This is a genomic window from Bacillus sp. FSL M8-0266, assembly GCF_038613425.1.
GTDB lineage: Bacteria > Bacillota > Bacilli > Bacillales > Bacillaceae > Bacillus > Bacillus pumilus.
The window spans coordinates 2,999,634-3,021,872 of the sequence record NZ_CP152015.1; the positions used below are offsets into that span (position 1 = coordinate 2,999,634).

At 43.0% G+C, this 22,239-nt stretch carries 21 protein-coding genes; 6 read left to right on the forward strand and 15 right to left on the reverse strand.

All coding sequences use genetic code 11. From position 1 onward, the window contains the following. Window positions 1-109 precede the first annotated feature (109 nt). The gene (locus MKY83_RS15575) at window positions 110-745 is read left to right on the forward strand and encodes a YhcN/YlaJ family sporulation lipoprotein (RefSeq protein WP_319610255.1); all 636 of its coding nucleotides are present in this window, start codon (window positions 110-112) and stop codon (window positions 743-745) included. Window positions 746-784: 39 nt separating this feature from the next. Here the strand turns inward: MKY83_RS15575 and lipA are convergent, their stop codons facing one another. Then, window positions 785-1,681, reverse strand: a complete 897-nt coding sequence (lipA, locus tag MKY83_RS15580) for a lipoyl synthase (RefSeq protein WP_034317455.1) — start codon at window positions 1,679-1,681, stop codon at window positions 785-787. Between the two features lie 327 nt (window positions 1,682-2,008). On the opposite strand from lipA, the gene MKY83_RS15585 reads away from it, so the two are divergent. Further along, window positions 2,009-2,953 carry a M23 family metallopeptidase gene (locus MKY83_RS15585; RefSeq protein ID WP_223252885.1) on the forward strand — a complete coding sequence of 315 codons (945 nt, stop codon included), beginning with the start codon at window positions 2,009-2,011 and terminating at the stop codon, window positions 2,951-2,953. 57 nt (window positions 2,954-3,010) lie between these two features. Here MKY83_RS15585 and MKY83_RS15590 read toward each other — a convergent pair. The 5 genes from MKY83_RS15590 to MKY83_RS15610 form a co-directional block, all read right to left on the reverse strand. Further along, window positions 3,011-4,161, reverse strand: a protein-coding gene (locus tag MKY83_RS15590) for an IS3 family transposase (RefSeq protein WP_185108992.1) whose coding sequence is annotated in 2 segments (ribosomal slippage) — window positions 3,011-3,888 and window positions 3,888-4,161 — 1,152 coding nt in all. Because the reading frame shifts where the segments join, the coding sequence is not laid out codon by codon here. Window positions 4,162-4,270: 109 nt separating this feature from the next. Beyond that, entirely contained in the window at window positions 4,271-5,041 is a 771-nt protein-coding gene (gene yunB, locus MKY83_RS15595) for a sporulation protein YunB (RefSeq protein ID WP_080772989.1), read from the reverse strand. Between the two features lie 69 nt (window positions 5,042-5,110). Further along, complete coding sequence (locus MKY83_RS15600; protein WP_012011159.1) at window positions 5,111-5,416, reverse strand: DUF1805 domain-containing protein; 306 nt, start codon at window positions 5,414-5,416, stop codon at window positions 5,111-5,113. A 67-nt stretch (window positions 5,417-5,483) separates the two neighbouring features. After that, window positions 5,484-6,857, reverse strand: coding sequence for a bifunctional UDP-sugar hydrolase/5'-nucleotidase (locus tag MKY83_RS15605; protein ID WP_065098075.1), 1,374 nt, complete (start codon window positions 6,855-6,857; stop codon window positions 5,484-5,486). Between the two features lie 63 nt (window positions 6,858-6,920). After that, window positions 6,921-7,772, reverse strand: coding sequence for a DUF72 domain-containing protein (locus MKY83_RS15610; RefSeq protein WP_106067262.1), 852 nt, complete (start codon window positions 7,770-7,772; stop codon window positions 6,921-6,923). A 314-nt stretch (window positions 7,773-8,086) separates the two neighbouring features. On the opposite strand from MKY83_RS15610, the gene MKY83_RS15615 reads away from it, so the two are divergent. Together MKY83_RS15615 and MKY83_RS15620 are read left to right on the forward strand one after the other, a co-directional pair. Continuing rightward, window positions 8,087-9,241, forward strand: coding sequence for a helix-turn-helix domain-containing protein (locus MKY83_RS15615; RefSeq protein ID WP_106067263.1), 1,155 nt, complete (start codon window positions 8,087-8,089; stop codon window positions 9,239-9,241). Between the two features lie 64 nt (window positions 9,242-9,305). Then, entirely contained in the window at window positions 9,306-10,463 is a 1,158-nt protein-coding gene (locus MKY83_RS15620) for an oxalate decarboxylase family bicupin (protein ID WP_185106789.1), read from the forward strand. Between the two features lie 56 nt (window positions 10,464-10,519). On the opposite strand, the gene MKY83_RS15625 is transcribed toward MKY83_RS15620, so the two are convergent. Beyond that, window positions 10,520-11,710, reverse strand: coding sequence for an MFS transporter (locus MKY83_RS15625; protein WP_065098072.1), 1,191 nt, complete (start codon window positions 11,708-11,710; stop codon window positions 10,520-10,522). A 160-nt stretch (window positions 11,711-11,870) separates the two neighbouring features. Further along, window positions 11,871-13,106, reverse strand: coding sequence for an alanine--glyoxylate aminotransferase family protein (locus MKY83_RS15630; RefSeq protein WP_342487456.1), 1,236 nt, complete (start codon window positions 13,104-13,106; stop codon window positions 11,871-11,873). A 169-nt stretch (window positions 13,107-13,275) separates the two neighbouring features. Between MKY83_RS15630 and MKY83_RS15635 the strand changes: the two genes are divergently transcribed. Next, window positions 13,276-14,154 carry an endonuclease gene (locus tag MKY83_RS15635; RefSeq protein WP_342487457.1) on the forward strand — a complete coding sequence of 293 codons (879 nt, stop codon included), beginning with the start codon at window positions 13,276-13,278 and terminating at the stop codon, window positions 14,152-14,154. Between the two features lie 15 nt (window positions 14,155-14,169). Here MKY83_RS15635 and MKY83_RS15640 read toward each other — a convergent pair whose 3' ends face one another. The 7 genes from MKY83_RS15640 to MKY83_RS15670 form a co-directional block, all read right to left on the reverse strand. After that, entirely contained in the window at window positions 14,170-14,913 is a 744-nt protein-coding gene (locus tag MKY83_RS15640) for an IucA/IucC family C-terminal-domain containing protein (RefSeq protein ID WP_106066283.1), read from the reverse strand. A 21-nt stretch (window positions 14,914-14,934) separates the two neighbouring features. Then, the gene (locus tag MKY83_RS15645; protein WP_003212627.1) at window positions 14,935-15,972 is read right to left on the reverse strand and encodes an iron ABC transporter permease; all 1,038 of its coding nucleotides are present in this window, start codon (window positions 15,970-15,972) and stop codon (window positions 14,935-14,937) included. Then, window positions 15,965-16,981: an iron ABC transporter permease gene (locus MKY83_RS15650; protein ID WP_065098069.1), complete on the reverse strand. Its 1,017-nt coding sequence runs from the start codon at window positions 16,979-16,981 to the stop codon at window positions 15,965-15,967. Before MKY83_RS15650 ends, MKY83_RS15645 begins: the two co-directional genes overlap by 8 nt. Window positions 16,982-17,051: 70 nt before the next feature. Next, complete coding sequence (locus MKY83_RS15655) at window positions 17,052-18,005, reverse strand: iron-siderophore ABC transporter substrate-binding protein (RefSeq protein WP_126740866.1); 954 nt, start codon at window positions 18,003-18,005, stop codon at window positions 17,052-17,054. A gap of 295 nt (window positions 18,006-18,300) precedes the next feature. Then, entirely contained in the window at window positions 18,301-18,729 is a 429-nt protein-coding gene (gene psiE / locus MKY83_RS15660) for a phosphate-starvation-inducible protein PsiE (RefSeq protein ID WP_034659895.1), read from the reverse strand. Between the two features lie 37 nt (window positions 18,730-18,766). After that, window positions 18,767-20,074: a HAMP domain-containing sensor histidine kinase gene (locus MKY83_RS15665; protein ID WP_268508364.1), complete on the reverse strand. Its 1,308-nt coding sequence runs from the start codon at window positions 20,072-20,074 to the stop codon at window positions 18,767-18,769. Next, entirely contained in the window at window positions 20,061-20,756 is a 696-nt protein-coding gene (locus MKY83_RS15670) for a response regulator transcription factor (protein ID WP_342487458.1), read from the reverse strand. Before MKY83_RS15670 ends, MKY83_RS15665 begins: the two co-directional genes overlap by 14 nt. A gap of 253 nt (window positions 20,757-21,009) precedes the next feature. On the opposite strand from MKY83_RS15670, the gene MKY83_RS15675 reads away from it, so the two are divergent. After that, window positions 21,010-22,209 (forward strand): DUF418 domain-containing protein, encoded by a 1,200-nt coding sequence (locus MKY83_RS15675; RefSeq protein ID WP_126740868.1) that lies wholly within the window; start codon window positions 21,010-21,012, stop codon window positions 22,207-22,209. Window positions 22,210-22,239: the final 30 nt, after the last annotated feature.

Here is a 22,239-nt window from a genome sequence, read left to right on the forward strand (position 1 = left end):
TTTTTAAACGATCCATCTTTAATGATAATTCATTGGAAGAACTCCATCAATTGCTAAAGCATGTTTTTTCCGTTTTAGCCGAAGCTAAAGAAAAAAGGAGGTCACATTTATGAAGAAACAACTGACAGCCGCGATTCTCCTCAGCATGCTTTTAGGCGGGTGCGGCTTTCAATCAGGTATGAACCGGCAAGTGGATGAAGATTCTTCAAGTAAAACCATCCGTCTGTCGGATCGTCATGAAGGAAATAATTCCAACATGCCGGAAGCAGACACAAACAGAGCAGGGTATGTTCGTTATCAGCGCCATCAAGTAACAGATCAGAAAGAAAGAACACCTGCTTTAAATCGCGAGCATCTTGCCCATGTCATTACAAGTTTAACTGTGCAGCTGCCAAACATCAAAGATGCAGCCACACTTGTGACAGATGAGGATGCACTGATTGTGTATCGAACAGGCAACAAAAACCGGGATGAATCTGCCGATCAAGTAAAGAAAACGGCGGTTTCTGTTCTCCCTCGTTATTATCATGTATACGTCTCTGATAATCCAGAGCACTTTCAATCCATTACCAATTTTTCACGTCTTCAAACCAATTCACGTGATTTTGATCAAATCTTAACCAAAACAATTCAACAAATGAAATATTCTCCTCAAGGTGGAGATATTTCTACGAAAGAAGATGCAAATGGTATGACGAATTCCGACCGTACCATGAGAAGAAACGCCCCTTACGGCCAAAATTAACACGAGAAAAAACGCCAGAGATCTCTGGCGTTTTCTTTGTTATGCTTGCGCCTGACGCTTTTTAGACGCTTCGTTTACTTGTTCATCTGCATGGTAGGAAGAGCGCACAAGCGGTCCAGCTTCACAATGGCTAAAGCCTTTTGACATCGCAATTTCTTTCAGCTCTGCAAACTCATCTGGATGATAGTATTTTTGAACTTTTAGATGTTTTTTCGAAGGCTGTAAATACTGACCAATCGCCATAATATCGACGTTGTTAGCAAGAAGATCATCCATAACTTCAATGATTTCTTCCTTCGTTTCACCGAGTCCAATCATAATGCTTGATTTCGTTGGAATGTCGGGCTGCATTTCTTTTGCACGGCGCAAGAATTCTAATGAACGATCATATGTAGCACGCGCACGAACCCTTGGCGTTAATCTGCGAACTGTTTCAATATTGTGATTTAAAATGTCAGGACGTGTGTCCATTAACGTCTTCAAATTATCGTAATTGCCGCCCATATCTGAAGGGAGAACTTCAATTGTCGTAAATGGGCTTTTTCTTCTAATGGCACGAACGGTTTCAGCAAACACACCTGCTCCGCCATCCTTTTGGTCATCCCTTGCAACCGCTGTTATGACAGCATGCTTTAAGTTCATCAAAGCCACTGAATCTGCCACTCGTTCTGGCTCTTGCAGGTCTAGCTCAGTTGGAAGTCCAGTTTTCACCGCACAGAAACGGCATGCGCGCGTACAAACAGATCCAAGGATCATAAATGTAGCGGTTCTTCTCACTGCCCAGCATTCATGAATATTCGGACATTTTGCTTCCTCACAAACGGTATTCAGGTTGTTTTCCCGCATCATTTTTTTCAAACCGGTATAGTTTTCATTCGTATTCAGCTTAATTTTAAGCCAGTCCGGTTTTCTTACGTGCTCTTCCTTCTTTGCCAATTCCATCATCTCCATATGAATTCGTTAAAGGTGCATCTACAAAAATCTTCCTGCTATATACGATGGATGCAGCTAAGAAGCTGCAAAAAATTGAATCTTCGGCCTAAAGCCTTTTCTTTAGACACTTTAACATAGTACAGATTGAACAACAAGGGAATGAGCTGCAAAAATACCCAAAAGCCTCCTAAAAAAATCACAAGAAAATTACTAACATTTTCTTCTTATGAAATAGGGTGATCTAACCACACTAAACGGTAGAAGACGATGCTTGATGAAAGGAGATGGACGTTTGTGAAAGTGGTTTTAGCCATCATAATCGCTCTTTCAATGCTCCCTTTACCTGTTCATGCACAAGGGGAAGGCAAGCAGCCAGATGTACTAAAGCAGCGAATGGCACTATACGAAAAAGTCGCCATCACGACACAGGTTCCATGGTATGTACTTGCTGCGGTTGATCAGTATGAGCACAATATTCGAAAAAGCAGAAGAGATTTACCGAAACAAAAAGGCGTCATTGGTATCTACATTCCCCGGGAAATGTGGATCGGCCCTGAAAACCCGAATAAGCAGGATACCTCTCCTTTAAGCATTAAAGTGTTTGATGGAATTGGACTTGATGGAAACGGGGATGGAAAAGCGAACAGCGATGACGATGAGGATGTATTATTCACGTTTGCTCAATACTTGCTTCATTACGGCAACAGCATTGATCAATTAAAAATTGCTTTATGGGACTATTATGGACGAGATCAAACCGTTGGAATCATTTCATCTTTTATGAAGCTATATCAGCACTATGGTCATCTTGACCTCGGAAAGCACGCTTTCCCTCTTCCAGTCGGAGCTGACTACAGCTACCGGAGTACATGGGGAGATGCAAGAGGATTTGGAGGCAGAAGAATTCATGAGGGTACGGATTTATTTGCCCATTATGGACTTCCCGTTCGTGCGACATCGTATGGTGTGATTGAAATGAAAGGCTGGAACCGCTTTGGCGGCTGGCGGATTGGGATTAGAGATATTCATAACCATTATCATTACTTCGCTCATTTAAATGGCTTTGCAAAAGGACTCAAAGCAGGTCAAATTGTTGAACCCGGACAGGTCATTGGATCTGTCGGAAGCTCCGGTTATGGCCCTCCAGGCACAGCAGGAAAATTTCCGCCGCATCTTCACTATGGCATGTATAAAGACAATGGCAGAACTGAATGGTCTTTTGATCCATACCCTCATTTAAGGGCGTGGGAAAGAGCTGAGCGGAAACGCAAATAAAAAACAGCCCAATCATTGGGACTGACCCCCGTTTTTGAGACAGGGATCAAAACACCTTTATACAGCCAATTGCCGATAGTTTATCGGTGATTGGTTGTTTAGTTTCGTTTGAATACGAATGTTGTTATAATAATAAATGTATTCTTTGACAGTGCGTTCTACGATGCTGGTCGTAGTGCGGTCAATCCTGTTAAGATAGAACGTTTCAGACTTTAGTGAGGAATGAAACGATTCGATGGAGGCATTATCAGCGGGCGTCCCTTTACGGGACATGCTCATGGTAATGCCTTTTATATGAACAGCTTTCTGATACTCGTAAGATGTATACACAGAACCTTGATCGCTATGTAACACGCAATTCTCAGGCAGTGCTGGGAGCTGATTAAGTGTGTTTAAGATAAAGTCTGTGTCCTGCTTATCACCAATCGTAAAAGCAATCACTTCTCCATTATATAAATCCAATATACTGGAAAGGTACAATTGTTTCTGTCCATAAGGCAAATACGTGATGTCCGTTACTAGTTTTTCAAGAGGGCGATCAGACTGAAAGTTCCGATCCAGTATATTACCGGCCACGGCATAGGGCTGCCCATTCTTCTTACGCTTTTTCATTTTAACCCGGCATTGCCACTGGTTTTTCTGCATGATACGTTGAACAGTTTTATGGTTAATACGCATTCCCCTTTTTAGTATGGCTGTGATTTTTCGATAACCATATCGATATTTGTGCTTTCGGCACAACGTGCCGACCTGTTTCTCTAGTTGTCTTTTAGAATGATTCTGAGTCAGATCCTTTTTCCATCTATAATACGAAGTACGTAAGATGCCTAAATGGACACAGATGTCCTGTACCGTCATCGTTTTGCACAATTCTTCTACCAGTTTGATTGACGTTTCCTTATCAACTTCCTTTCCAATTCGTTGTACTTTTTTAAAACTTCATTCTGTTGACTCAAAAAGCGATTTTCTGCCTGCAGTCTCTCTAATTCGGAAGAGTACTCGGGACCCTTTCCATAGGTATATTGTTTTCCAACAGGCTGTTCGAACCGGTGTGTATCCCCAGCTTTATGCCACCTCACCCATGTCTGAACCTGCGTCTTATTCTTGATATTCAATTTCTGCATGATCTCTTTCATAGGTACGCCTGCCAATCTCATTTCTACAGCCTTCTGTTTGACTTCAACCGGATAACTCACTCTTGTCCCCATAGAAAAAACACCTCCATGTTTTATTTCGGATCACAACGATCCATTTTCAAACTTGAAGGTGTTTTTTATTTGTCTCATCTTATGGGGTCAGTTCCCATTCCTTGGGCTGTTATTCTTTCTTCTCCTTTTTCTCTGGGAGAACAATCGATGGAGCGCCTGAGTTCGTTCCGCTGCCATTGTAATAATCTGGTACGTCTCCTTGAACGGCTTGGATGGAGACGGGAACTGAGTTTTTGACCACGATTGTTTCAGATGCAAACGGGATAATGACTCTCACCTTGACCTCGATTAGAACACTAATATCAATCAAGGCATTGTTGATGCCATAAGGCTTAATGTTTTTTTCAACGTCCGTATGCGGATCACCAATGACACTAAACCGTACAGGCACTTTTGGTCCTAGGTTGGCGATGAGTGCATTTCCGGACGCTTGCCCAAGCGGAATGTTATATATAATGCCATCATGTCCATCTGTTTGATCCTTTAATGCTTCTTTTGCCTCTTTTTGAAAGTTCCCCTTTTCAATGTCCTCTAAATTTTTTTGAAGATGACGTGACAGGTCAGCCATTGCTTTCGATGTTGCCTGCGCATTAAAATCGATGGTCGTTACTTTTCCGTTCTCACTTGTATTCATGACCACCATATCCTTCATATTCTCCTGATCTTCTGCAAAGTCTTGGACGGAATATTGAATCAGATGATTGGCGATACGTTCTGTTTCTAGTTCAGCAATGTGAATAAGGGTTGGTTTAATGGAGCGGTTAATAAAAAATAGACTAATGACGGTTGAGAGTACAAAGAATAAGATGGCAAGCAGCATGACGTATCGGAATGGCAAAGGGCCCTTTTTATAGGGGCGATAGCGGCGGTTCATTCTCAATAAAAAATCCCCCCTTCTCCACTACAAGTGTATGCAGACAGGCGGGGGGATAGGAATCATCTCTCCATTTTATTTGACCATTTTTAATAAGGCGTCTCTTCCAATGGTTCCAGCTGTAATGCCTAACGCTTCTGCAGCGTATGTCACAGATTCTAAAGGGGCATCAAGCAATTGCTCAATCGTTCTCACACCAACTGCTCTCCCTGCGATAATGCCTCTATCTGCAAGCTTTTCATTTAAGAGCCCGACATCCAGTGCACCGCACATGATATATCCATGTTCATTTGTCACTGCCATAAAATTCGTTTTCGGCAGTTTGACGGTGACGGCTGTAAAGGAATGTCCATCGATTGTTATAGGTGTTAAATTCACCAAATCCCTTCACTCCTCTCATCACAATCTATGTGACAAGAGGGCGAGTGTTGTTAGGCTAAAGCGGATTTCATGTGGCTTCCTTCAGGCGCCAAGTAAGCACATCACGTAAAAATTCCGGCATGAAATATTCAATGTGTTCATGGTCACGGATATGAGGAAATAGAGAGCCTAATGTATACATATCGACTGTGCCAACCGTATATAAGGCGTCTTTTCTGATCAATTGATCGTGTACAAAAACATCCTTTACCCGTTTGGTTCCGCCTTCTTCTACTGTATAAGTGAGGCCGCTATACAACATTTTCCCCATCAGTTCACCTCTAAAGCCAAAGCCCTTGATGCGTAGCTGTTCAATTTTTTCTTCACATGCACGCCGAACGGTTTCAATGAGCTGTTGACCGGAAAGCGTCACCCTAATTGGGTTAATGGGATGCGGGCAGATTCGATGGACTTCTTCTCTTGTCACGATTCCTGCCTCTAATGAATCAAGCACCATGCCTGCATTCATCATGCCGATATCTGCCCCGCACCAATCTTTAATAGCATCTGTTAAGAGCTGCGGAAGCGGGGATTCATCAAACCATTTCGTTTCTAGCCTTGATTCAATCGCTGTTACTTTCTCCTGCATGAGGGCTTTCGCTCTTCTCTCTGCTTGCTGTAAGGTAGTGATCGCTTCATCTGATTGACTGATCAGCTGATCCACTGACTGCACCGTTGCTTTTTTCTCGATTAACTCTTTGCTCGCTGTGTCAATGGTCAGCTCGACACAGCCAATATAATGCCCATACTTTTCAGCGCATGCAAGCAGTACCCCATTGTCCATTTCACCCTGTTCTAACAAATGATGCGTGTGTGAGCCTAGGATAATATCGATGTCTGGAAAATCACGGGCGACCTCCCGATCATGGATGATACCAAGATGGGATAAGAGCACAATGATATCCGCTTGTCCCTTCACTTCCTGCAGCATGTCCCGTATGCTGTCAAACGGATCTGTCATCTCCCAGCCCAGCTTTTCATAGACAGGTGTATACGCAATGGTCACGCCTAAGAGACATATTTTCAGTCCGTTTTCCATTTGGATTATATGATAAGGCTTTGCCCACGCTGGCCTTTTGCCTTTCTCAAATAAATTAGACAGGATCACTGGAAATTGTGCATGCTCGTACAATTGATCGAGCTGATCATGAGGCAGCGTAATGCCTTCATTATTCCCAATCGTGACCCCATCATAGCCAAGTTGATTGAGAAGCTTGACGTTTACCTTTCCATAATCAGCTTCTGACACAAGGTTCACTCGGTCCATATGATCGCCAATATCAAACAAGAGCATCTGATCGTGAACTTGACGCTTTTCCTCAATATAAGCTGCGATTTTTGGCCAGTTCTCAAAGTGGCTGTGCAAATCGTTTGTATGATATAACCATAGCTTCTGCAGCATGTTGATCTCTCCCTCAAGTTGTCACTGAACCGTCTCATTCAAATTGAAAGCCGCAGCTCTCATTTAACTAAATAAATCTAACTGCTTCGGAGAAAGGCTTGAATACGTAATATCCAGCAAATCAATCATCTGCTGGCCATTCGTCGCTGCATCTCCGCCGGAGTTATTATTAAACACGACATAGACATCTTTTGATTGCTGATGCAGGATGTCGAGATTCTTTTTCCACTCTTTTAATTCAGCTTCATTATATAAATATAAGTATCGCACTTCACGCCAATTTTCATGATCTGCTGGGTGAAGCCAGCCCTGTTTATTTCTTCCATGAAAACGGACCAAAGTTTTATCACGGTGCGTAGCTTGTATGACTGGCGGAATGGAGCCTTCTCCAACTTGCGGCTCATCACAGACAGAATGAATCCAGCCTTCTTTTTCCATAAAGGACAAGGTCTGCTCATAAAATTCATCTGAGAACCATGTGCGGTTACGGAATTCGAGGGCACATGGAATGTCCCCCATCTTCTCTTTACACCATCTTAAATAAAGGACGTGCTCTTTTTTGCAATCAAACCATGGTGGAAATTGAAATAGAACCATGGCTAGTTTCCCTTCACGAATGAGCGGAGTCAATGAAAGGATAAATGCGTCAAACATCTCTTCCTTCGAAGTAAACGGAATTTCGCCCCTCTGATGACCAGTCATTCCTTGATATGCTTTCACGACAAACTGAAAGGTATCTGGCGTATCCTTGATCCACTTTTCATGATTACGTTCAGGCTGAACTGCATAAAAGCTGGCATCCAGCTCCACAATGGGAAACGTAGATGAATAGTGAAACAGCTTTTGCGCGCTGCCGATTTTCGGCGGATAAAGACTGTCATGGTCACCCCAGCCAGTTAATCCGATATAAATCATGTTTCTCACCTCTTGCCACTTTCATGTATAGACGGCTTCCTCACATGAAAGCCTTTTTCTCTTGGGATACCCATATTTCTGAAAGAAATTCTTCTGTCTACAACATATCATATTTGCCGGTAATTCTGAATGAAGATGACTGATGGTATGTGATTTTATTATGAGTTCTGTTTGTCATATTAGTTGACAACATTCTATCTAAAATGATGTGAGCTGATAACATAATATATATCAGAGAAGTGAACAGTGATTGTCCATTTATTTATTCATCTTCACCAAGAACTTAAGTTCTCAATAAAGGAGACTTAGTGGATATGAACATAGACGATAACCAGTTTGAAGCATTGCAAAAAATCGCCGAAAAGATTCACAAGCCTGTCTATTTGTGTAACCAGCATGGGCGTCTTCTCTGCAACTCGCACATCACGAGCCCAGATTGGATACGCATTCTCCCCTTTTTCCAAAGCAGGACACCTCATTATTTTTCGATAATAGATACGAAGCAAACCTTTTCTGTCTTTCCGATTGATCTAACCGAACAAACATGCGAGTATGTGGTCATCCCTTCCTTCATTCTTCCGCTGGATGAAACACTGCAAGTCATCATTGACCAAGCAGTACACGAAATCTCGATTGCGCGAATGAGACAATATACTGCCCAGCAAACGGCCAAGCGTGCCAGAAATGAAGGGTTTCGCAGATGGATAGAGGGTTCATCGTATTCTCAGCAAGACGCTGCATACATTGCGAAGGCGTTTGGATTAAATGTAGATAGCAGCTATCTATGTATGATCTGTCAGCTTGATCAGTATCATGAGACCACTCATTTTTTGAAGCAGCAACTGATGTTAGAACAAGTCGTTGATCTGCTCGACAGCGCACTTCCAAGCTCTCCTTTCCCTTCCTTTTTATTTGTCAAAGGTGATATGGGCATTGTATTAATGGAAGAGACGAGCAGTTGGTCAGAGATGAGTGAAAGGCTCCTTTCTTTTTTGAAACAGCTGCAGATGCTCGTTAGCATTCAAGTAAATCACACCATTTCCTTTGGCGCGAGCTTGACTAGTTGTCGCATCACCCATCTGTCTGAGGGCTATAGTGAAGCATTAGAAGCGCTTCAAGCCGGACATCTCTCGGCGCAGTCGGAATATATTCAGTTCTATCAGGCAAAGGATGTGCCAGATTTATTAAAGCTTATTCCAAGAAAGGACTTAGTCACGTTTCACCAGATGCACCTTCACCCGTTATATGAAGCCGGTCAAAATCTCCTCCACACCTTATCTGTCTATTTAGAAACGCATTGCCACATTTCAGAAACAGCAAAACGTTTGTCTATTCATCGCAACACAGTCATTTATCGATTGGAGAAGTGTGAGGAGCTGCTTCGGATCCGCTTAAAAGACCCTGAAACCACATTAAGGCTGCGCTTAGCATTACGTATTCAGATGCTTCTTTCACCCCATCCTGATTGAATGTTTTCTTCCAAAGCTTCATATAGTTTGGAGGAGAAAAGTGATACACAAGGAGGGATGATAAATGGATGATGAGCTGCGTCACATCCCGCAGCCAATTCGAGAGGATGGTGCTGGTGCCACCGATCTAGGCCCGCGGGACGTCCTTCGAGATATTGAGAACCCAGATATGCTTGTTCCACCTAAAACAGATGCCGGAACCATTCCAAATTTGAAATTTTCATATTCCGATACACATATGCATTTGAATCATGGCGGCTGGTCGAGAGAAATTACGAAGCGAGAGCTGCCTGTTTCCACAACGATTGCGGGTGTCAACATGCGGCTGACTCGAGGCGGAGTGCGAGAGCTTCATTGGCATAAACAGGCTGAATGGGCGTATATGATTTTAGGAAAAGCCCGCATCACCTCTGTAGATGCAGAAGGGCGAAATATGATCGCTGATGTAGCAGAAGGAGATTTATGGTATTTCCCCCCAGGTATTCCGCACTCCATTCAAGGACTTGAGGACGGGTGTGAATTTCTTTTAGTCTTTGATGATGGCGCTTTTTCTGAATTTGATACGTTCACCATCACAGACTGGTTTGCCCATACACCGAAAAACATTCTCTCCGACAATTTTGGCGTTCCTGAGAAGCTGTTTGATGATATTCCGAATAAGCAGCGCTACATGTTTCAAGGCTCTCCGCCAGCATCATTAGAAAGCCAAACGGTATCTGATCCATACGGAAGTATCGAGCCGTCATTTACGTACCAGCTGCTTCGCCAAAAACCGCTGACGACCTCTGGTGGAACTGTCCGCATCGTCGATTCACGAAATTTCCCGGTTTCAAAAACCATTGCAGCTGCGCTTGTTGAAGTAAAGCCTGGCGGCATGAGAGAAATGCACTGGCACCCTAATAATGATGAGTGGCAATACTATTTAACCGGTACAGCCAAAATGACGGTCTTTGGAGCTGGGGGCACTGCCCGCACCTTTAATTACAGAGCAGGTGATGTTGGATATGTTCCTTTTGGTATGGGACATTACATCCAAAATATCGGCCAAACGAGCCTTTGGTTTTTAGAAATTTTTAAAAGTGATCGCTTTGCAGATATTTCGTTGAATCAGTGGATGGCCTTAACCCCTCCTCAATTAGTGAAAGAGCATTTGCATGTAGATGATGCCATGATTCGTGCGCTTCATAAAGAAAAATCACCTGTCGTGACATATAAAAGGTGATGACCATTATAAAAAAACCGATCCATCTGTGCTGATCGGTTTTTTATAATTGAATTTTAAGAAATTGCAGAAGGATGCTGCACTTTTTTTCCCCACACGATGGATGCAATGAAGCTTATGCAAAGCACCAGTGTTCCGAGCATAAAAGGAAACTCGATATTCACATCAAATAAAATCCCCGCAAGGCTCGGTCCGACAATATTGGCAAGGCTCATAAAGGATGTATTGAGGCCGCCCGCTACTCCTTGCTGATTACCTGCCATTTTGGACAGCAATGTATTGAGGGCTGGACGAACAAATGAAGTAGCCGACAAAAATAAAATAGAGCCTGCAAAGATCAGCCAAAAGGACGGCGCAACACGGCAGACGATGAGCATCAAAGCCGCTCCAAGCAGTGCATAACGTACGACGCGCATTTCACCAAATCGTTTCACACAGGCATTCACCAACGCACCTTGGACAAGCACGCCAGCAAGACCCGCAACCGTAATCACAAACGCAATATCCTTCGGTGTAAATCCATGTTTTTGGTCTACATATAAGCCAAAAATCGATTCAAAATGAATGATGCCAAAATTGAGGACAAACGCCAATATAAACAAAAAACCGTACGATGTCTTTAAAGCTTGCATCATTTGTACAAACGGGTTGAAATGAATGTCTTTGTTTAACCGTGCTTCTTCCTGCTTTTCCTTTGTTAATGTTTCAGGTAAAAACAGGATGGATAATAGGGTAGAAAGAGCTGCAAAGGAACCTGCAATGAGAAAAGGAAAAGCGATTCCGTACTCGACCAAATAGCCGCCTACGCCTGGTCCAATAACAAAGCCTAACGTCATTGCTGCACTAAATAGCCCCATTCCTTTCCCTCGATCCTTCTCACTTGTGATATCAGCGATGTATGCAAACATGGCTGGCATGAGTAAAGCCCCGGCTGCACCACCTAAAAACCGAGACACAAACAGCATCCAAAGCTGATCTGCAAATGCAAAAATAAACTGGGCAATGGTAAAGCCGGCAATTCCGGCAATGATCAATTTTCTACGTCCAAATCGATCGGTCAATGCGCCTGCAACCGGCGATAAAGCAAACTGTGTAAGACCAGTTGCAGCGACAAGAAAACCGAGTGTTTTTCCAGTTGCGCCAAAGGCTTCAATGTAACTTGGCATGACAGGGACAATGAGGCCAAAGCCAAGCATGGCAATAAAAATATTGAGCATCAAAATATATAATCTGCCCATTTTCTTCATATCAAAAAACCTCTTTCTGCAAAATAAATGAAAATGATGACAAAAATGATCAGAACTTCTTCAGTATAGCGATATCACTGTCTATAAGTCTAGTTTTTCAAAATTTAGTTTTCTTTTCCAAATAAAAAAATACCCGCAAATAGCGAGTATCCGTCTGACTTTATTCATCTTGTTCATAGATAGAAAGAGCCGCCTGAAGCCCTGCGCCGCAATGGATAGATGCACCGTGTTTGATTAGAATTGCTTCCAGCCCTGCTAACACAAACAGCACATTTTCTTTTCGGCAACTATAGCCCATTGTGCCAATTCTCCATATACGTCCGGCTAGCGGTCCAAAGGAGCTGGCAATTTCAATACCAAAATGCTTAAGCAGATCGGCACGTACCGCTTCTCCATCCATACCACTTGGAATTTCAATACATGTCACAACTGGCATTTTACAATGTGGATCACCGAACAATTCAAGTCCCATCGCTTCAAGGCCTTTCATCAAGGCTTTCTCGTGAAATGCGTGCCTTTGGAAACGCTCAGACAGACCTTCTTCCAGCACAACACGAACCCCTTCACGAAGTGCATAGAGCATCGTTGTCGCTTCTGTATGATGATTTAATCGCCTAGGGCTCCAATAATCCTGGAGCTGGCTGAGATCAAAGTAATTGCTTTTAATTGGAGAAATATCCATTTGCTCTTGCAATTCATCCTGAGTCGCAATTCCCTTTTCCACTTTCTTTCTCGATTCAACGACAGCTGCCACCCGTTCATTATACGTGATAGGTGACATACCTGATGGAACTGACAAGCACTTCTGCGTACCACCAATTGCCGCATCAATCTTCCATTCGTCCACTTTCACCTGGACCCCGCCAATGGTTGCTACAGCGTCTACAATGAACAATGCATCCAGTGCTCGGCACGCTTCACCAATTTGCTCAAGCGGCTGCATTCGTCCGGTGGATGTTTCACCATGGACCATCGCAACGATTTTAGGCTTGATCTGCTTCATTTCCTGAATGATATCGCTAGGGTCAAAAACGGTTCCCCATTCACATTCCATTGTATGTACCTCAGCACCATAGCGCTGTCCTATTTCAATGAGAAGATGACCGAACCGGCCAAAAACAGGCACAAGCATTGAATCTCCCGGCTCAATAACACTGGCAAGCACAGCTTCAAGCCCTGAACGAGACGTGCCGTCAATTGGAAAAGCCCATTCATTTTCTGTTTGGAAAAGGGACCGCAATAAGGTCATCGTCTCATTCATAATATGTGTAAATGCTGGATCAAATTGACCGAGAATGGGCGTACTCATTACACGGAGCACCCTGGGATCTACTTCAACAGGTCCTGGTGTCATAATCGTTCTTGAAGGTATTTGCAGTTCTTTCACGTTATCCATCCTTTCCCTTGCTGTCATCCTATATGCCCACTTATACAGTAATGCTGATAAAATAGCAATCTCTTTTCCTATGAACTCATTACATAAAATTTACGATAAATCCATTTATTTCTTTCTGGCATTATGATAGAAATAAAGAGAATACATTCCCTATCAAGGAGGAAATCGAATGAAGAGAACCTTATTTGGAACTGTGGCTGCCGGAATCATGATATTCGGTACGTTAGCCGCCCCACTGCCGCAAGCTGCGAATGCTCAAAGCTTTACTCTGAATGAACCGAGCCAAACCATCACATTTTCCCCGTTACAGCTTCAAAACGAAACATCTGCACAACAAGCGAAAATAACCGCTACAAGTCAAATCGATTCCTATTATCAATCTGCTAATGGCAAATCAAGACCCGCTTTAAAGAAAGCTTTACACGATATTATTGATGATCATAAGCAGCTATCCTACAGCCAAGTTTGGGATGCCTTAAAGAAAACAGATGAAGATCCAAAAAATCCAAACAACGTGCTCTTGCTCTATAGTGGTGTCTCTCGCTCAAAGCAAGCGAATGGCGGAAATGTTAGCCAGTGGAACCGGGAGCATGTCTGGGCTAAGTCACACGGCAATTTTGGGACAAGCCAGGGCCCAGGTACAGATCTCCATCATCTGCGAGCAACAGACGTGCAAACGAATAGCACACGAGGAAATTTAGATTTTGATCTGGGCGGAAATGAATACAAGGGAGCGCCGGGCAACTTCTACGATAGCGACTCATTCGAACCTCATAGCCGGGTGAAAGGGGATGTGGCAAGAATGCTCTTTTATATGGCGGTGCGGTACGAAGGAGATGACCGCTTTCCAGATTTAGAATTAAACGACAAAGTGAATAATGGTAGCGCCCCTCTTCACGGCAAAATGTCCGTACTTCTCAAGTGGCACAAACAAGATCCTGTCGATCAAATCGAACGGAACCGCAACGAGATCATTTATCAAACATACCAGAACAACCGCAATCCCTTTATCGATCACCCAGAATGGGCAAGTGAGATTTGGGAATAAAAAAGAAAGGCACTGCTACGAACAAGCAGTGCCTTTCTTTTTATCAAGAGGACAGACAAGACAATAATCGAGACTCTCCGATTTTTTCTCTAGCTTATAATACATACAGCAAGTCTTACGGTTGGATGTTTCTAGTAAACTGTCATCTAAGTTTAAGCTGTGATGAAATGGGTTTTGTTTTGCTCCGAATACATCACCAGCTGCTTGCTTCAGATACAGATAATCCTCCCTCACGCGCTGCTTCACCGCAGGGTCTTCAGCCTCCCGCATCATGCTGCGATAAAGAGAATTGATGCGAACCGCTATATTCTCCCACAAAATGGTATACGGAAGTCTTGACGTGCGCTTCAATACATCTAAAAGAGGTGTAACACACTCCGTAAACAGCGCATGCACAACCTGCTCTCTCCATTCATACCGATCTCCTTCTAATGGAACAAACGAACACAATGACTCATCAATTTCAATTTTCCGATCCTCTCTAAAGACACATGCCTCCGGTGGAAACTGATAGACACCGTCATACAGCGTCATCATGTACAAAGAGGAACTGACGGCTAAGTAGGCATAACGCTTTGAAAACATCGACGCCGCTACAGCTAAATTCGGTGCATGCATAGCTTCCTTTTCAGCCTCTAATAAACGCAGGACAGATGCTTCTGAAAAAAGCGCAGCAAGTGTGCGATCAGATGTCATTGGTTCATTTGTGATGTGTACCCCGAAATCAAGTAATTCTCTCTCAACCCACTCTGGCCTCATATCAAAACCTCCATCTTTCGTTTATCGATTTCGTTGTTGGTATAACAAATAAATAAAGAACGGTGCCCCAATTGCGGCCGTGAATACACCTGCTGGTACATCTAACGGTAGAAAAGCCGTTCTAGCGACTAAATCTGCGAGCATCACGAGAATACTTCCAACAAGCGCAGATGCCGGGACCAGCGCAATGAACGAACGGCCGATGATCATCCGTGCAACATGCGGCGCCATGAGTCCAACAAATTCAATACCGCCAGCAAAAGCAACGGCAATCCCCGCCAATGTCACACTCATCAGCAGAAAGAATAACCGTTTTGCCTGCACTTTCACCCCGAGACCTGTTGCGAGATCATCTCCAAGCTCCTTCACATTCATCGTTCTTGCTAACACCATGACAATCGGTAAAATGATCATGATCCAAGGAAGCATCGACGTGACGTCCTTCATCGTAGAACCATATAAACTGCCTGTCAGCCAGATATATGACTTTGTCGTCGTCATCGTATCACTAAGAACAAGAGTAAACGTCACACACGCCTTCATAATGGCAGAAATCCCAATTCCCATTAGGACAAGTGTAATCGGCTTAACCCCTTTTTTCCATGAAAGCAAATAAATCAGACAAGAGACAGCAAACGCCCCTGCAATCGCCCATAAGGATTGATACGCAATAGGCACAGTGCCCATCCAAAAAACAATAAACATAATCGCACCGAACGAAGCACCACTCGTAATCCCAATGATGTCAGGCGATGCAAGCGGATTGCGAATTAAACCTTGCAAAATAAGCCCTGATACCGCAAGCGCGGCCCCCACTAAGACAGCCAGCAGTGTTCTTGGAATCCTCAGTGTATTGAGCACAAAAGTATTTCCCTCTCCCTGACCGATTATATGAAGAAGCACATCCACAGGCGAAATAAATCGGCTGCCCATACAGAGACTGAGAATAAATAACCCAAAAGCAATGGCCGTCAATAAAAGTAAAATCAAAAACGTCCGCTTTGAAAATTGAAATGAAATGCGCCCGCCCTTTGAACGCACTGTATATGTTTTAGCCACCTGTCTTCAACCCCTTGCGCACGAGATAAACAAATAGAGGCGCTCCTGCTACCGCCGTCATGACACCAATCGGCACTTCCTGCGGCATGATCAGAAAACGAGCCGCAAGGTCTGCGACAAGTAAAAGCGACGCCCCCACAACGGCACAATACGGCAGTACCCAGCGGTGGTCAGGTCCGACAAGCTTTTTCACAATATGCGGCACTAGAAAACCAACAAACCCAATCGATCCTGCGACAGCGACGGAACCACCTGCTAAGAAGACGACGAGTACCCCCATCGTGATTTTCAGCACCAGGGTACGCTGACCAAGCCCCTTTGCAATATCATCTCCTGACAAAAGGACATTGATGGAGCGTCCAAGAAGCAGCGCCACAACTGTCGCACCTAAAATATAAGGCAAAACAGGCAGCAGCATATCAATGCTTCTTCCAGACACTGAACCCGCCATCCAGAACAGGATGCTTTGAATCGACTGTTCATTCACGATTAAAAGACCTTGTGTAAAGGACGCAAACAGTGCAGATATCGCCGCACCTGCAAGGACAATTTTGACCGGTGTCAATCCATCTCTTCCAATGGAGCCCAAAAGAAAAACGAGCATCCCTGCAATTGCCGCACCTAAAAAGGCTGTCCACATATAGCCTGTTAATGACTCTGTTGAAAAGAAAACAATCGAAATGACGATAAAAAATAGTCCACCTGCATTAATTCCTAACAAATCTGGCGCTGCAAGCGGATTTCTCGTTAATGCCTGCATCAGTGCACCTGAAATCGCTAGACTTGATCCAACAACTGTTGCAATTAAAGCTCTTGATAATCTGGATGTCATGACAATGACACTGTTTGGATCCGATTCATCAAAATGAAGAAACGCATGGATGGTGGCTTTGAGGGAAATCGAGGTTTGCCCAAGAGAAATGCTGAGTATAAAAAAGACCACCATCAATACGACGAATCCAGCAAACAGCAGCGCCTTGCTCGAATCCTTTTTTAATAAACTTCTCATCTGATTCCCGCTTTCAATCTGTTATGGAAAAAGGAGAAAATGGTTTTTCACATTTTCTCCTCTGTTATCCTTATTTATCAATTCCGAGACGATCATCAATATCATCAAGCATCATGTTTGCAGCGATAATACCGCCGCCCATGTTCCAAGTGATTTCATCGACTTTATGCACTTGTTTCGCTTTCACTGCGTCAAGCTGCTTCCATAAAGGATGACTCGTCCACTCTTTATATGCTTTTTCAACGGCTTTATCCTGATCATCCATGAAGTAATAGATCACATCTGCATCCATTTGCGGAATGCTCTCTTTGTCTGTCAGTGTAATGATGTCTTGCTTTTTATCTTTGACATTCTTAGGTCCTTCAAAGCCTAGCTCTGTTAAAATTGACCCTGCGAATCCAGTTTGATAGATTCTAGCATGATCTGCACGAAAGTTCACTACAGACACACTCATTGGCCAGTTTTTGATGTCTTTTTTCGCTTTTTCTTTGAAGTCAGCGACGCGGTCATCCCACTTCGTTAGCAATTCTTTTGATTTGTCTTGCTGATTTAACGCTTCACCCATTAATTTCACTGTATCTTTAAATGTGAACACTGTTTCTGTTGCAACAGTTGGAGCGATTTCTTGCAGTTGATCAAAAATTTGCTCGTGACGGACTTTTGATGCAATGATCAAATCTGGGTTAAGTTTTTCAATTTCCTCTAAGTTTGGCTGTATTTCCTGCCCAACAATTTTGACATCCTTTAAGTCATCTCTTAAATATTTATACGTAGGTGCCTCAAGCCATGATTCAACAACACCCACTGGTTTAATGCCCATCGCGACTGCTGCATCGGTTGCTCCTTGGTACAGCGTCACCACACGTTTAGGCGATCCTTTAATTTCAGTTGAACCGATAGCGCTTTCAACGGTTCTCGTTTTCTCTTTACTATCTGACTTGCCTTCACTGCTATTGCTGCCGCAAGCTGCAAGTAAAACGATGGAGAGCACAACTAACAACGACCAAAAAGATTTTTTGAACATGTACCTCACCTATCCATTCTATATGTAGTCATATCGTTTGATAACGATTCTCATTATCACACTATGATTTTATCATAGAAAAGGATGGTGTCAATGTAAATTTTTAAGAAAAAGGGAGAGTGTTGACTAGTTGTTCTCATTATTGGAGTGATTGGCCTCTCTTCGTTCCTCTGGATAATCATTTACATTGAATTCCTTTTTCGTACTCTACTCCATTAATGACGACTTATTGTTCATAATCAGACTTTCTCTATCAACCTAAAAAAGACGAACGGCAATCGTTCGTCTTCTTCCCTCACTTCACTTCTTCATGCTCCTGCGCGGTATGTCGTTTATTGGCGATAAAGAGTGCACAGGTCATAGCAAGAATGGCGAGCGCCCACCAGAACGTCGATACAGCCTCTTCATGATCGATGATAATCAAACGGATGACAGCTGTGATGCCGATATAAATAAAGTAGCGAAGCGGGAAATGAAAGTTGGATTTAAAGTATTTTATAATTAAGGCAATAAACTCAAAATACATAAAGAAGATCAGCAGTTCTCCAAGCATCCCATAATAGCTTTCTCCTTTGTTAAACAAAGTTTTGTAGACGAATTGGACAATATACCAAGTTTCACTAATTAAGAGGACGCTTAATGCAATGGCCAGAAAGAATAGACAGATATTCAGAAGACCTTGCAAGAGATCGGGTACCTTTTGGAAGTTGTTGAATCGTTTCATTAGATTGTCTCTCCATTCCATGTTATTCATTTGTGATTTATATTTTGATGTGCCAGAATCGCAGCACGATGTAGTAAACATCGTTCTTTTCCATCCTTTCAAACTGCCCGTGCATGCGGGACATCATTCGTTTTATGCTTCGTTCACCAAGTCCAGTGCTTTCCTGCGTGCCATTTGTCTCTTTTATCGCATTGCTCACATGGATCTCAAACATTTCTTGATCGGATAGAAACGTGAGATTGATGTCTTTTTTCGGATCGGCGTATTTCAGTATGTTCGACATCAGATTATCAAACACTCGGCCAAGTTCCTCGACATTCACGTTGATATAGCTGTCGGGCAGCTCTCCTAAAAGATGAACCTTGAATGTCTCTTGCTGCAAGATCGCCACCTGATCTGATAAGAGATCGTAAATGACCTCTTTGACTGCAACGGTCTCAAGCTCAGGTTCATGTTCTTTATCAAGTAGAAAATAGGCAAACAGATTATCAGATAGATTTTTCAATTGCAGTGCTTTTTCATAAGCACTTACTATATATTGATCTTTACGTGTATCCGCTCCAGCCTCCTCTTTTTTCGCAAACTCTAAATTCATCATCAGCGACGTCAGCGGTGTTCTCATATCGTGTGACATCTCGGTCACCAGACTGCGACTCTCTTCTTGCAGCTCGTCAATGGCTTGGAGCTTGTCCAGAAAAGCTTTACGAAGATCCTCAATACTTTTGGCAATCATTGCTAATTCATCATGCCCTTTCACCGTCATCTCATAGTCCAGCTCGCCACCTTCAAGAATATGAATGTCTTGGTGAATCGTTTGCAGGTAGCGTAAACTTTTGCGAATGCCAAGCAGAACAATGAGGAGAAAAATAAGTGTCGCTCCGAGCAGCTCGAGTGTAAAGGCAAGATCGTGGTAACGAGATGAATAGAAACCATCCACCATGACGCGGCCTTCACCGTCGCTAAACTGAACTGGATACGAATGATGCTCAGCGTACTGGGTCACCTTTTCTTTTCCATACGCCGATTCATCAGCAGCTGAATAGATAGAGTTATATTGCAGCACTTCATCCTTGAAGATGGTCAAATTAATGTAATTCTCTTTTTTCACCCACTCACCAAACGCTTTTCGATCTGTAGAAGACAGCTCATTCTCTGACACGTAGCGGCTGAATTTTTGAATGTACTTGGCTGACTCCTCCTCGTAATACTCGTCCGAACTCAAATATCCGTCAATGAGGTCATTGGTGATCTTTTGCAGCGTCAAAAAGACAAGTCCACTCACGACCGTAGCTGTCAAAATCAATAGTGCTAGCTTTTTGGCTAGTGTATATTTACGATGTGCCAAATCGGTATCCTCTTCCCCATTCTGTTTTGATATATACAGGACGTGCAGGATCATCTTCAATTTTGGCACGTAGCTTTCGAATATGCACCATCACCGTATTGTTGGAACAATAGAAATAAGGCTGTCCCCACACGCTCTCATAAATATTTTGGGCTGAAAAGATTTTGTTTCGCCTGGTCATGAGCAGCTTCAACATACGATATTCTAAATCAGATAGCTTGATTTGTTGATTTTCTTTCCACACTTCATTAAATTCTTCGCTCACCCTTAGCTTGCCCCCAACAAGAAAAGTTTCTTCCTGTTCCTTCTTTTCCTGATAGACAGTATACCTGCGTAATTGTGCAATCACTCTAGCATGAAGCTCCTCTTGTGAAAAAGGTTTTGTCATATAATCATCCCCGCCGGCGAGTAAGCCTTCGGTTTTATCGAATGTACTTGATTTGGCTGTCAGAAATAGAATCGGGACGTTAGAGGAGGCTCTCATCTGCTGGCACGTTTCGATGCCTGAAATACCTGGCATCATCACATCCAAAATCACCAAATCGAGTGAATCGTTCACAAGCTTCAATGCTTGCTCGCCATTCATTGCTCTCAGCACCTCATATCCTGCGCGTGTAAGGGATTCCTGCAAAAGGTCTCCAATATCCTGATCATCTTCTACGACTAATATTCGATGCGTCATGTCTCTCTCACCTCATGATACGTGATGTACTTTCTTTTATGTCTTTACTATATATCATCTAACAACGTGAAAAGAATACGGTATAAATCTTAACAGGATATGAAAGTGAAGGTCTGCCATCAATTTGTCACATTCATTTCCCAAAATTTGCTTCTTCATAAATTGTTAAGAATTGGTCTTTATATTAATTCATTGTAAGGATCAATGATTAGATCCGAATCACATCTATTATAACAAGAAAAGGAGCATGGATATGAATGCAAACAAAGTAGCACACGCGATGAGTTTGAAAGATCGGGTTCATTTCTTAGACATCGTAAGGGGATTTGCCTTAATGGGAATTATTCTGGTGAATTACTTTTTGATCGTGGATTCGGCGAAGGGATTCGATATGGAAGCAAATGATGTCTTTCACAACTTGGTGAATTGGTTCGCCTCAGGGAAATTCATTACGTTATTCTCCTTCCTATTCGGGGTTGGTTTTATGATTTTTATGGATCGAGCTGCTCAGAAGGTGGACAGTCCGAACAAGCTGTTTGCCCGCAGATTAACCATTCTCTTAGGATTTGGCCTTCTGCATGTCACTTTTGTTTGGATTGGTGATATTTTAGCGTATTATGCAGTCGCTGGCTTTTTATTGCTTTTCTTTTACAAACGTACAGCCAAAACCATCCGATACTGGCTGATCACACTCTTTGTGATTCAATTGCTCACACCCTTTTTCACAATGCTGCTTCATACCATCAGTACAGGCTCATCGGGCAAGCCGGACCTTGCCGATTTTGATTTGACCAGCCACAACAGTCTGACTTATTTAGCATCTATTGGTGACCGATGGACAGATATGGTGACGATGGCTTCCAGCTCATTTTCAATCGTCTATTCCATGTTCTTCATGTTTTTGCTTGGTGTTTATTTTGTGAAAATGGAGTTTTTCAAAAACATGGAGGCGAAAAAAACGATTTGGAATCGCATTTGGATCATTTGTACCATCGCTTTTCTCATCACACAAGGCAGTACGATCATAGCAGCGGTCAATCCTTTTGAAAATACACTCTGGGTGAACATGGCCACTGCTCTGGAACAAAACGGAGGATTAACTGGCAGTATGTTTTATATGAGTACACTTGCGATGCTGTTTCTGCACGTTCCTCAGCTGCGAGGTGCTTTGATGGTCTTTACCAAAGTCGGGCGGATGTCACTGACCTGTTATTTGCTTCACTCAATCATTGGAACCATGCTATTTCTAAAATATGGAGCGGGGCTTGTCGATCATCTTCAGCCGGCTGGTACGTTCTTCATGGCTATTGGCGTGTATGTCTTCCTTGTGCTTTTCAGTACGTTTTGGTTAAAGAGGTTTAAGTATGGACCGATGGAATTTATTTGGCGTCAGCTGACGTATGGGAAGGTCAATGACAGATCGAAAACCAATACATTTCATGCGGCGAAGTAAAAGAAAAAAGGCGAATGGCTACAGTTCGCC

Coding starts and splice junctions, on each gene's coding strand:
- MKY83_RS15575 (WP_319610255.1), top strand. CDS start 110: ATGAAGAAACAACTGACAGCCGCGATTCTCCTCAGCATGCTTTTAGGC.
- MKY83_RS15585 (WP_223252885.1), top strand. CDS start 2,009: ATGCTCCCTTTACCTGTTCATGCACAAGGGGAAGGCAAGCAGCCAGAT.
- MKY83_RS15605 (WP_065098075.1), bottom strand. CDS start 6,857: ATGCTGCAGAAGCTATGGTTATATCATACAAACGATTTGCACAGCCAC.
- MKY83_RS15610 (WP_106067262.1), bottom strand. CDS start 7,772: ATGATTTATATCGGATTAACTGGCTGGGGTGACCATGACAGTCTTTAT.
- MKY83_RS15615 (WP_106067263.1), top strand. CDS start 8,087: ATGAACATAGACGATAACCAGTTTGAAGCATTGCAAAAAATCGCCGAA.
- MKY83_RS15620 (WP_185106789.1), top strand. CDS start 9,306: ATGGATGATGAGCTGCGTCACATCCCGCAGCCAATTCGAGAGGATGGT.
- MKY83_RS15625 (WP_065098072.1), bottom strand. CDS start 11,710: ATGAAGAAAATGGGCAGATTATATATTTTGATGCTCAATATTTTTATT.
- MKY83_RS15630 (WP_342487456.1), bottom strand. CDS start 13,106: ATGGATAACGTGAAAGAACTGCAAATACCTTCAAGAACGATTATGACA.
- MKY83_RS15635 (WP_342487457.1), top strand. CDS start 13,276: ATGAAGAGAACCTTATTTGGAACTGTGGCTGCCGGAATCATGATATTC.
- MKY83_RS15640 (WP_106066283.1), bottom strand. CDS start 14,913: ATGAGGCCAGAGTGGGTTGAGAGAGAATTACTTGATTTCGGGGTACAC.
- MKY83_RS15650 (WP_065098069.1), bottom strand. CDS start 16,981: ATGAGAAGTTTATTAAAAAAGGATTCGAGCAAGGCGCTGCTGTTTGCT.
- MKY83_RS15655 (WP_126740866.1), bottom strand. CDS start 18,005: ATGTTCAAAAAATCTTTTTGGTCGTTGTTAGTTGTGCTCTCCATCGTT.
- psiE (WP_034659895.1), bottom strand. CDS start 18,729: ATGAAACGATTCAACAACTTCCAAAAGGTACCCGATCTCTTGCAAGGT.
- MKY83_RS15670 (WP_342487458.1), bottom strand. CDS start 20,756: ATGACGCATCGAATATTAGTCGTAGAAGATGATCAGGATATTGGAGAC.
- MKY83_RS15675 (WP_126740868.1), top strand. CDS start 21,010: ATGAATGCAAACAAAGTAGCACACGCGATGAGTTTGAAAGATCGGGTT.